Origin of the sequence: Streptomyces sp. HUAS 15-9 (genome assembly GCF_025642155.1) — a bacterium.
Taxonomy (GTDB): Bacteria; Actinomycetota; Actinomycetes; order Streptomycetales; family Streptomycetaceae; genus Streptomyces.
Genome location: NZ_CP106798.1, coordinates 6,733,762 through 6,745,454, shown reverse-complemented (window position 1 = coordinate 6,745,454; position 11,693 = coordinate 6,733,762). Strand labels below are relative to the sequence as shown.

The 11,693-nt window shown below is 74.2% G+C and carries 1 protein-coding gene; it reads right to left on the bottom strand.

Annotated elements, in window-relative coordinates:
- Positions 1-10 precede the first annotated feature (10 nt).
- Positions 11-11,689, bottom strand: coding sequence for an SDR family NAD(P)-dependent oxidoreductase (locus tag N8I87_RS30940; RefSeq protein ID WP_317633506.1), 11,679 nt, complete (start codon positions 11,687-11,689; stop codon positions 11-13).
- Positions 11,690-11,693: the final 4 nt, after the last annotated feature.

Sequence of the window (11,693 nt, the reverse complement as noted above, 5' to 3'; positions counted from 1 at the left end):
CCGCCGGATGTCAGATGCCGAGTTCGTCCGTGATGAAGGCCAGCACCTCGTCGGACGAGGCGTCCTGCAGTCGTGCGCCGACGTCGTCCGTGCCGTCGGTGTGCGCGGTCCGCATGCTCTTGAAGCGGGCGAGCAGGTCCTCCAGCCGGGCGGTGACCGCCGCGTGCGCCTCGTCGTCGAGCGACGCGTCCGGCAGATGGCTCTCCAGGCGGTCGAGTTCGGCGAGGACGCCCTCGGCCGGGTCTGCCTGCTCGGGTGCCAGTTCGGCGTGGAGCAGGCGGGCCAGGGCGAGCGGTGTCGGGTGGTCGAACACGGTGGTGGCGGAGAGCCGGATGCCGGTGGCGGCGGTGAGCCGGTTGCGGAACTCGACGGCGGTCAGCGAGTCGAAGCCGAGTTCCTTGAAGGAGCGGGTGGCGCCGACCGCCGAGGGCCCGGCGAAGCCGAGGACCGCGGCGGCGTACGACTGGACGAGGTCGAGCAGCGCCGTCTCCCAGCCGTCGGCGGGCAGGCCGGCGAGGCGGGCGCGCAGTGCCTCGCCCGGTCCGCCCGCGCTCTCCGCTCCGGCCGTCGCGGCGGTGGTGATGGCGTGCGCGGTGGGCCTGGCCTGGGTGCGGACGAGTCCGCGGTACAGGTGCGGCACGGGCGCGCCGTCGGTCGCGCCGCGCAGTGCGGCCGTGTTGAGGCCGATCGGCACCAGGTGCGGGTGCTCGTGTCCGTACGCGCCGAGCGCCGCGTCCAGGAGTGCGAGGCCCTGCTCGGGGTCGAGCGGACGGATGCCGGAGCGGGCGAGACGGCCGAGGTCGGCGGTGTCGAGGTGGCCGGTCATGCCGCTGGGCTCGGCCCACAGGCCCCAGGACAGGACGGTGGCGGGCAGGCCGCTCGCGCGCCGGTGGGCGGCGAGGCCGTCCAAGTAAGCGTTGGCGGCGGCGTAGTTGGCCTGTCCGGCGTTGCCGAGGACGCCCGCCGACGAGGAGAACAGGACGAAGGCGTCCAGGTCGTGGCCGGCGGTGAGCTCGTGCAGGTGCTGTGCCGCGAGCGCCTTGGGGGCGAGGACGGCTTCGAGCTTCTCCGGGGTGAGGCGGCCGAGGGTGGCATCGTCGAGGACTCCGGCGGCGTGGATGACGGCGCGCGGGGCGTGCCGGTCGAGGAGGGCGGCGAGGGCGTCGCGGTCGGTGATGTCGCAGGCCTCGGCAACGACGGTGGCGCCCAACTCTGCGAGTTCGTGGGCGAGTTCGGTGACGTAGGGGGCGTCGGGTCCGCGCCTGCTCGTGAGGACCAGGCTCCGTACGCCGTGTTCGGTGACCAGGTGGCGGGCGACGAGGGCGCCGAGGCCGCCGGTGCCGCCGGTGATCAGGACGGTGCCGTCGGGTGCCCAGGTGTGCGGTGCGCCCTGGTCGGCCGGTTCGGTGCGGGTCAGGCGCGGTACGCGGATCTCGCCGTCGCGGAGCGCGAACTCGGGTTCTCCGGTGGCGAGGGCCGCCGCGAGCAGGGCACGGGAGGGGATCTCGGTGCCGATGTCGGCGAGGACGATCCGGTCGGGGCTCTCGGTCTGCGCGGTGCGCACCAGTCCGTGGACGGCGGCCTGCGCGAGGTCGGCGATGTCCTCGCCGGGTGCCGTGGACACGGCGCCGCGGGTGACGACGACCAGGCACGCGGTGTCGGTGCGCGGGTCGGACAGCCACACCTGGAGGTCGCCGAGGGTCTGCATCACGGCGTCGTCGACGGTGCTCTGCCAGTGCACGGGCGCCAGGACGGTGCCGATGCCGCCGTCGAGTTCCTCGGTGCTGAAGATCTCCGGCAGACCGGGGAAGAGCGGGTCGTCGCCGAACACCGCCCAGTCGTCGGGGACTTCGTTGGCTTCGGGGGCGGGCAGGGCCGTCCACTCGACGCGGAAGAGGGTGTCGCGGAACGGGCTGCCGCTCGCCTGGGAGAGGCGGGCCAGCGCGTCGGCGGGCAGCTGCCGGAGCCGGAGCGTCTCGACGGTGGCGACGGGGGCGCCCGCGGTGTCGGTGGCGGTGACGGACACCGCGCCCTCCCCCGCCGCGGCGATCCGTACGCGAAGCGCGGAGGCTCCGGCGCTGTGCAGGGTCACGCCGGACCAGTTGAACGGCAGCCAGGGCCCGCCGTCGCCCGCGTCCAGGAACCCGCCGAGCGCGATGGCGTGCAGTGCGGAGTCGAGCAGGGCCGGGTGCAGGCCGAACTCCGGTGCCTGAGCAGCGGTTTCGAGGGGCAGGGCGACCTCGGCGTACAGGGCGTCGTCGGTGCGCCAGGCGGAGCGCAGGCCGCGGAAGGCGGGCCCGTAGTCGAGGCCGAGGGCGCCGAGGTCGGCGTACAGGCGTGAGGTGTCGACGCTCTCGGCGCCCTCCGGCGGCCACGGCGCGAGATGCTCCCCGGCCTGCGCGGGCCGCCGGGTGAGCAGGCCGGTGGCGTGCCGGGTCCACGGGTCGTCGGGCAGCGCGTCGGCGGGCCGCGAGTGCACGGTGACGGTACGGCCGTCGCCCTCGCCCGACGCGGAGACCACGACCCGGAGCTGGATCTCGGTGCGCTCGGGCAGGACGAGCGGCGCTTCGAGGGTGAGGTCGGCCAGGTGCGGGTAATCGGCCTCGTCGCCGGCGCGCACCGCCAGCTCCAGGAGCGCGGTGCCGGGTACGACGACGGTGGAGCCGACGGCGTGGTCGGCGAGCCAGGGCTGCGCGGTGAGCGAGAGCCGCCCGGTGAGGACGAGGCCGCCGTCGCCGGGCAGCGTGACGGCCGCGCCGAGCAGCGGATGCCCGGCATCGCTCTGGCCGACGGCACCGGGGTCGGTGGCGGCGACGGCGGGCTCCAGCCAGTACCGCTCGCCCTGGAACGGGTAGGTCGGCAGCGGCACCCGCCCGGTGGCTCGGCCCGCGAACACGGCGTCCCAGTCGGGCCGTACGCCGTGCGCGACGAGCCGGCCGAGGGAGGCGAGGACCCGGGCGGCGCCGCCGTCGTCGCGGCGCAGGGTGCCGGTGACCACGGCGGTGTCGGCGCCCGCGTCGGCGAGGGTGTCAGTGAGCCCGACGGTCAGGACGGGGTGCGGACTGCACTCGACGAACACGGTGTGTCCGCTGTCGGCGAGGGAGCGTACGGCGGGCTCGAAGCGGACGGTGTGGCGCAGGTTGCGGTGCCAGTACCCGGCGTCCATCTCATGCCCGTCGATGAGCCGGTCCTCCAGCGTGGAGTGCAGCGGGACGCGTCCGGCGCGGGGGCGTACGGGGGCGAGGATCTCCTCCAGTTCCTCGCGCAGGGACTCGACGTGGGCGGAGTGGGAGGCGTAGTCGACGGGGATGCGGCGAGCCCGTACGCCGTCGCTCTCGCAGCGCTCCAGCAGTGCGTCGAGGGCGTCCGGGTCGCCGGAGACGACGGTGGACGCGGGCCCGTTGACGGCGGCCACGGAGATCTGGCCCGGCCACCGCTCGATGAGTTCCTCGACGCGGGAGGCGGGCAGCGGCACGGACACCATGCCGCCGGTTCCGGCGAGCTTGACCAGGGCGCGGCTGCGCAGGGCGACGACGCGTGCGGCGTCCTCGACACTGAGCGCTCCGGCGACGCAGGCCGCGGCGATCTCTCCCTGCGAGTGCCCGACGACGGCCGACGGTACGACACCGAGGGACTCCCACAGCGCGGCCAGCGACACCATCACGGCCCACAGGGCGGGCTGTACGACATCGACGCGCTCCAGTGAGGCGGCACCCTCGGCTCCGCGCAGCACGTCGAGCAGCGACCAGTCGGTGAAGGCGTCCACCGCCGCCGCACACTCCTCCAGGCGCGTCCGGAACACCTCCGAGGTGTCCATCAACTCCCTTGCCATGCCAGCCCATTGGGAGCCCTGACCGGGGAAGACGAACACCGTCCTGCCGACGGGTCCGGCAAGCCCCTCCTCGACCCCGGCGGCCGGTGTGCCCTCGGCGAGGTCGGACAGGCCCTGGAGCAGCTGCGTGCCGTCGTCGCCGACCAGGACGGCGCGGTACTCGAAGGGGGTGCGGGTGGTGGCGAGGGAGTGGCCGATGCGGGCCAGGTCGGCGGAGGCCAGTTCCCGCCCGGCGAGCCGCTCGCCCAGTCGGCGGGCCTGCTCGCGCAGGGCCTGCGGGGTGCGCGCGGTGAGCAGCCACGGCACGGGCCCGTCGGCCTGTTCCGGCTGCTCGGGTACCGCCGCGGGTGCGGGCGCCTCCTCCAGGATCACGTGGGCGTTGGTGCCGCTGAAACCGAACGCGGAGACACCGGCCCGGCGCGGTGCCGCTTCCCGGCGCGGCCAGGGCCGGGCCTCGGTGAGCAGGCGTACGGCACCGGCCTCCCAGTCGATGTGCGAGCTGGGCTCTTCGGCGTGCAGGGTGGCGGGCAGTTCCTCGTGGCCGAGGGCCTCGACCATCTTGATGACACCGGCGATACCGGCGGCGGCCTGGGTGTGTCCGAGGTTGGACTTGACCGAGCCGAGCCACAGCGGGGCGTCGGCGGGGCGGTCCTGCCCGTAGGTGGCGAGCAGGGCCTGTGCCTCGATGGGGTCGCCGAGCCGGGTGCCGGTGCCGTGCGCCTCGACGGCGTCGACGTCGGCGGGCGCGAGGCCCGCGGTGGCCAGGGCCTGCCGGATGACGCGCTGCTGGGAGGGGCCGTTGGGGGCGGTGAGGCCGTTGCTGGCGCCGTCCTGGTTGAGGGCGCTGGCGCGGACGACGGCGAGGATGTCGTGGCCCTTGCGCTGGGCGTCGGAGAGCCGCTCGACGAGGACCATGCCGACACCCTCGGCCCAGCCGGTGCCGTCGGCGGACTCGGCGAAGGCCTTGCAGCGGCCGTCGGCGGCGAGCCCGCGCTGCCGGCTGAAGTCGACGAAGGTGTCGGGCGTGGCCATCACGGTGACCCCGCCGGCGAGCGCCATGTCGCACTCGCCGCGCTGCAGCGCCTGGACGGCCATGTGCAGGGCGACCAGTGACGAGGAGCAGGCGGTGTCCACGGTGACGGCCGGGCCTTCGAGCCCGAGGACGTAGGAGATACGGCCGGAGGCCACACCTCCCGAGGTGCCGGTGCCGAGGAATCCCTCGACGCCGTCGGGGAGATGGGTGAATCCGGAGCTGTTGCCGTAGTCGTGGTAGATGAGCCCGGCGAAGACGCCGGTGCTGCTGCCGCGCAGGGTGTGCGGGTCGAATCCGGCGCGCTCCAGGGCCTCCCAGGAGGTCTCCAGCAGGAGCCGCTGCTGCGGGTCCATGGCCAGGGCCTCGCGGGGGCTGATGCCGAAGAAGCCCGCGTCGAACAGGGGCGCGTCGGGCAGGAAGCCGCCCTGGTCGGTGTAGCTGGTGCCGGGGCGTTCGCCGGTCGGGTCGACGACGGCGTCGATGTCCCAGCCACGGTCGTCGGGCATGGCGTCCATGGCGTCGCCGCGGGTGGCGAGCAGCCGCCACAGGTCCTCGGGCGAGCGCACACCGCCGGGGAAGCGGCAGGCCATGGAGACGACGGCGATGGGCTCGTCGGTGCCGATCGCCGGACCGGCTCCGGCCGTCTCGGCGGGCAGTGAACCGACGAGTTCCTCGCGCAGATGTCCGGCGAGCGCCTCCGGTGCCGGGTAGTCGAAGACCAGCGTGGCGGGCAGCCGCAGACCGCAGGCCGCGGCGAGCCGGTTGCGGAACTCGACGCCGGTGAGCGAGTCGAAGCCCAGGTCCTTGAAGGCCTGGGTGACGTCGACCGCCTCGGGCGCGCTGTGGCCGAGCACGGCGGCGGCGTGGGTGCGTACGACGTCGAGCAGCAGCGCGAGCTGCTCGTCGGCGCCGAGCCCGGCGAGCCGTGTGGCCAACTCCCCACCGCCGGCTGCCTTCTCGGCGCCTCGGGCCGTGCGCCGCGCCGGGGTGCGCACCAGGGCCCGCAGCAGCGCGGGCACCTCCTCGGGCGCGGCGGAAGCGGGCAGGTCGAGGTGGATGGGCACGAGCGCGGGGTGCGGCAGGGCGAGCGCGGTGTCGTACAGGGCGAGGCCCTCTTCGCCGGTGAAGGCGGCGGAGCCGGAGCGGGCCATACGGGCACGCTCGGCCGCGTCGAGCGACTCGGCCATGCCACCGCCCTCGGCGGCCCACAGTCCCCAGCCGAGCGAGAGGCCGGGCAGGCCGTCGGCCCGGCGATGGGCGGCGAGGGAGTCCAAGTAGGCATTGGCGGCCGCATAGTTGGCCTGCCCCGCATTGCCGAAGGTGCCGGCGGCGGAGGAGAACAGCACGAACGCGGAGAGGTCGGCGAGCCGGGTCAGCTCGTGCAGATGCCGGGCGGCGTCCGCCTTCGGGGCGAGCACCTTGTCGAGCCGCTCGGGGGTGAGCGAGCCGAGCACACCGTCGTCGAGGACGCCCGCGACATGCACGACGGCGGTCAGCGGATGCTCGGCCGGTACGCCGTCGAGGGTCGCGGCGACCGCGTCCCGGTCGGCGGCGTCACAGGCCACCAGGTCGACGACGGCACCCAACCCCCGTATGGAAGAGACGAGTTCCTCGGCACCCGGCGCCTGCGCGCCGCGCCTGCCGGCCAACAGCAGCCGCCGTACGCCGTACTCGGTGACCAGATGCCGGGCGAGCAGTCCGCCGAGCGCGCCGGTCGCGCCGGTGACCAGGACGGTGCCCTCGGGGTCCAGCGGCGCGGGCACGGTCAGCACCAGCTTGCCGGTGTGCCGGGCCTGCCCCATGACACGCAGCGCCTCCGGGGCCTCACGCACGTCCCAGGCGGTGACGGGCAGCGGACGCAGCGCCCCACTCTCGAACAGCGCGAGCAGCGCGCCGTACATCTCCTGGATGCGGTCCGGGCCCGCGTCCATGACATCGAAGGCCTGGTACACCACGCCCGGATGCTCGACGGCGACGGAGTCGGCGTCCCGGATGTCGGTCTTGCCCATCTCGACGAACCGCCCGCCGCGCGGCAGCAGCCGCAGCGACGCGTCCACGAACTCCCGTGCCAGCGAGTCGAGTACGACGTCCATGCCGCGCCCGCCGGTGGCCTCCAGGAAGTGCTGCTCGAACTCCAGGGTGCGGGAGTTGGCGATGCGGTCCTCGTCGACGCCCAGGGCGCGCACGGCGGCCCACTTGGCGGGGCTGGCCGTGCCGTACACCTCCGCGCCCAGGTGCCGGGCGAGCTGCACGGCAGCCGTGCCGACACCACCGGCGGCGGCGTGGATGAGCACGGACTCCCCGGCGCCGAGGCGCGCCAGGTCGACGAGGGCGTAGTAGGCGGTCAGATAGACGACGGGCGCGGCGGCGGCCTCGGCGAACGTCCAGGTGGACGGCATCGGGGAGACAAGCCGGTGGTCGACGACGGCGAGCGGTCCGAACGCCCCGGAGAACAGCCCCATCACCCGGTCACCCACGGCGAACCGGTCCACTCCGGGCCCGACCTCCACCACGACACCGGCCGCTTCCAGACCGAGCCGCCCGGCGTCTCCCGGGTACATCCCGAGGACGTTCATGACGTCACGGAAGTTCACACCGGCGGCGCGGATCGCGACCCGGATCTGTCCCTCGGCGAGCGGTGCGGCGGCCTCGGGGAAGTCGGCGACATAGAGGCTGTCCAGCGTGCCGGTGGCGGTGAAGTCGAGCCGCCAGGGCGCGTCGCCCTCCGGGATGCTCAGCTCGGCGCCCACACTCCGGACGAGCCGCGGGGCGAGCAACTGCCCGGCGCGCAGCGCGAACTGGGGCTCGTCGGTGCCGGTCAGGGCGGGCAGCAGGACGTCGGCCGACTCGGCGGAGGTGTCCAGGTCGACCAGGACGATGCGCCCCGGGTGCTCGGACTGGGCGGACCGGGCCAGACCGACCACGGCGGCGGCCGCGGGGTCGGGCACCCGGTCGCCGGCCGCGGCGGCCACCGCCCCCGAGGTGACCAGCACCAGCCGGGCCCCCTCGGGCCGCGCGCCCTCCAGCCACTCCTGTACGACCTCCAGAGCGCGGTGCACCGCGTCGCGCGGCTCCAGCCCGGCGGTGACGAACGTGGCGAAGACCAGCTGGGCCTCGTCGGTCTCGGCGGCCTCGTCCACGTGTCGCCCGCCGGCCTCCACGACCAGGTCGACGAGCCCGAGCGGGTCGGGCCCGATGACACGGCACGGAACGGGGGCCGACCGCTCGCCCGCGGCGGCATGGGCGACCTTCTGCCAGTCGAGACGGTAGAGGAAGGCGTGCCCGCGACCGCCTGCCGCCGGGGCGGGCAGCGCGCGCAGGGCCAGCGCGCCGACGGTGGCGACGGGAGCGCCGGACGGGTCGGCGAGGTCGAGCCGGTAGCCCGTTCCTTCAGTGGTGACCCGCACCCGCAGCGCCGAGGCACCGGCCGCATGCAGCGCGAGGTCCGTCCAGGAGAAGGGCAGTTGGGCGCCCTCGGCGTCGCCTTCCAGCAGGCCGATGGCGTGCAGGGAGGCGTCGAGGAGGGCCGGGTGGATGCCGTAACCCTGGGTGTCGGTGTCCTCGGGCAGGGCGACCTCGGCGTAGACGGTGTCGCCGTCGGCGGCGCGCCAGGCGGCCTTGAGGCCCTGGAACAGCGGACCGTACTGCAGACCGATGGCGGCCAGATCGTCGTAGAGGGCGCCGGTGTCGACCGGTCCGGCGCCGGCCGGGGGCCAGACGGTGAGGTCGGCGGCGGGCTCGACGGTGTCCGCCGACAGGACGCCTTCGGCGTGCAGGGTCCAGGACTCCTCGCCCTCCGGGCGGGAGTGGACGGTGACGGCGGGCTCCTCGCCCTCGCCGACACGGACGCGCAGGGCGACACCGCCGCGCTCGTCCAGCACGAGCGGGGCGTGCAGGGTCAGGTCACGGACGGTCCCCGCACCGACCTGGTCTCCGGCGCGTACGGCGATCTCGACCAGCGCGGCACCGGGCACGACGATCGTGCCGTTCACCGCGTGCTCGGCCAGCCACGGGTGGGTGGCGGGCGACAGCCGACCCGTGAACAACACGCCCTCGGCGTCCGGCAGTTCCATCGCGCCGGCGAGGATGCGGTGGCCCGCGGCGGTCAGTCCGAGTCCGGCGGCGTCGGATGCCGCGTACGGAGCGGTGTTCGGCCAGTAGGCCTCGTGCTGGAAGGCGTAGGTCGGCAGGTCGACCGGGCGCCCGGCGGTGTCGGCGTAGAAGGCCTGCCAGCTCACCTCGCCCCCGGCACAGTGCAGCCGGGTGAGGGCCTCGACGAGGGCCTGGGGTTCGGTGCGGTCGCGGCGCAGGGTGGGGATGGCGCGAGGGTCGGCGACCATGGCGGTCAGTACCGCGTCGGGGCCCAGCTCCAGGAAGGCGCCGATGCCCTGGGCGTCGAGCGTGGCGACGGCGTCGGCGAAGCGGACGGCTTCGCGGACGTGGCGGACCCAGTAGGAGGGGTTCGAGAGGTCGTCGTACGGCACCTGCTCGCCCGTGAGGGTGGAGACGATCGGTATCGCGGGTTCGGCGTAGGTGAGTTGGGCGGCGATCTGCTCGAACTCGGCGAGCATCGGTTCCATCAGCGGGGAGTGGAAGGCGTGGCTGACGGTGAGCTTCTTGGTCTTGCGGCCCGCTTCGGAGAAGTGCGCCACGACCTGCTCGACGCCGTCCGCCGGTCCGGAGACGACCACGGAGGTCGGCCCGTTGACGGCAGCGATACCGGTGCCCTCCGGAAGGACCGGCAGGACCTCGCCCTCGGTGCCCTGGATGGCGGCCATGGCGCCGCCGGCGGGCAGTTGCTGCATCAGCCGACCGCGCGCCGACACGATCAGCGCGGCATCCTCGAGAGACCACAGCCCGGCGACATGTGCGGCGGCCAGCTCACCGATCGAGTGCCCGGCCAGCACCTCGGGGCGTACACCCCAGGCCTCCAGCAGCCGGAACAGAGCGACTTCGAAGGCGAAGAGGGCAGGCTGGGTACAGCCCGTCTCGTCCAGTCCCTCCCCGTCGAACATGACGTCCTTCAGGGGACGTTCGAGGTGCGGGTCCAGGGCCGCGCACACCTCGTCCAGCGCGGCGGCAAACACGGGGAAGGCCTCGTACAGCTCCCGGCCCATCCCGGCCCGCTGGCTCCCCTGCCCCGTGAAGAGGAAGGCGGCCGGTCCGGCCTTCGCCGACGGCGTGTCCTGGTGGGTGATGGCTTCGAGGCCGGTAAGCAGGCCCTCGCGGTCGGCGGCGACGGCGCTCGCACGGTACGGGAGTGCCGAGCGGCCGGTGGCGAGGGCCCGGCCGATGTCGGCGGGGTCCAGTTCCGGGTGTGCGGTGGCGAAGTCGAGGAGGCGGGCCGCCTGGGCACGGACGGCGTCGGCGGTCCTGCCGGAGACGATCCAGGGCACGACCGGCAGCTCGCCGGTGGGTGCCGTCGTGTCGGCGAGGCTCTCTGCGGGCGCTTCCTCGATGATGACGTGGGCGTTGGTGCCGCTGATGCCGAAGGAGGAGACACCGGCGCGCCGGGTGCGCTCCCCAGCCGACCACGGCCGGGCCTCGGTCAGCAGTTCGACGGCTCCCTCGGTCCAGTCCACGTGGGAGGAGGGGACGTCGACGTGCAGGGTCTTCGGCAACTGCTCGTTGCGCAGGGCGAGGATCATCTTGATGATCCCGGCGACGCCCGCGGCGGCCTGCGTGTGGCCGAGGTTGGACTTGATCGAGCCCAGCCACAGGGGCGCATCCGAGGCGCGGTCCTGCCCGTAGGTGGCCAGCAACGCCTGCGCCTCGATGGGGTCGCCGAGCCGGGTGCCCGTGCCGTGTGCCTCGACCACGTCGACCTGGTCGGGCGAGAGGCGGGCGGCGGCGAGAGCCTGGCGGATGACGCGCTGCTGGGAGGGGCCGTTGGGGGCGGTGAGGCCGTTGCTGGCGCCGTCCTGGTTGATGGCCGAGCCGCGGACGACGGCGAGCACACGGTGTCCGTGGCGGCGGGCGTCGGAGAGCTTTTCGAGTACGAGCATGCCGACGCCCTCGCCCCAGCCGGTGCCGTCGGCCGCCTCGGCGAACGGCTTGCACCGGCCGTCGGGCGCAAGACCCCGCTGCCTGCTGAAGTCCACGAACGTGTCGGGCGTCGCCATCACGGTGACACCACCGGCGAGCGCCAGCGTGCACTCACCGCCGCGCAGCGCCTGCGCGGCCAGGTGCACCGCGACGAGGGAGGAGGAGCAGGCCGTGTCCACGGTGACGGCAGGGCCTTCGAGCCCGAACGCATAGGACACCCGGCCGGAGGCGATGCTGCCGCCGACGCCGAGGAAGCCCTCCAGGTCGTCGGTGGCGCGCGCAAGGACCTCGCTGTAGTCGTGGTACATGACCCCGGCGAAGACACCGGTGGCGCTGCCGCGCACGGTGGCCGGGTCGATACCGGCCCCCTCGAACGCCTCCCACGACGTCTCCAGCAGCAGCCGGTGCTGCGGGTCCATCGCCAGCGCCTCACGGGGGCTGATCCCGAAGAAGGCGGGATCGAACTCGGCCGCCTGGGAAAGGAATCCGCCCTCGACCGAGTAGGTCCGGCCGACCGCGTCGGGATCGGGGTCGTAGAGGCCTTCCGTGTCCCAGCCGCGGTCCTCTGGGAACCGGCTGATGGCGTCGCCGCCCGAGGCCAGCAACTGCCAGAGTTCATCGGGCGAGTTGACGCCACCGGGGTAGCGGCAGGCCATGCCGACGATCGCGATGGGCTCATGGGCCGAGGCGGTCAGCCTGCGGTTCTGCTCGCGCAGCCGCTCGGTCTCCTTCAGAGACGCCCGGAGAGCCTCGACGATCTTCTCGTTCTGTGCAGACACGTTC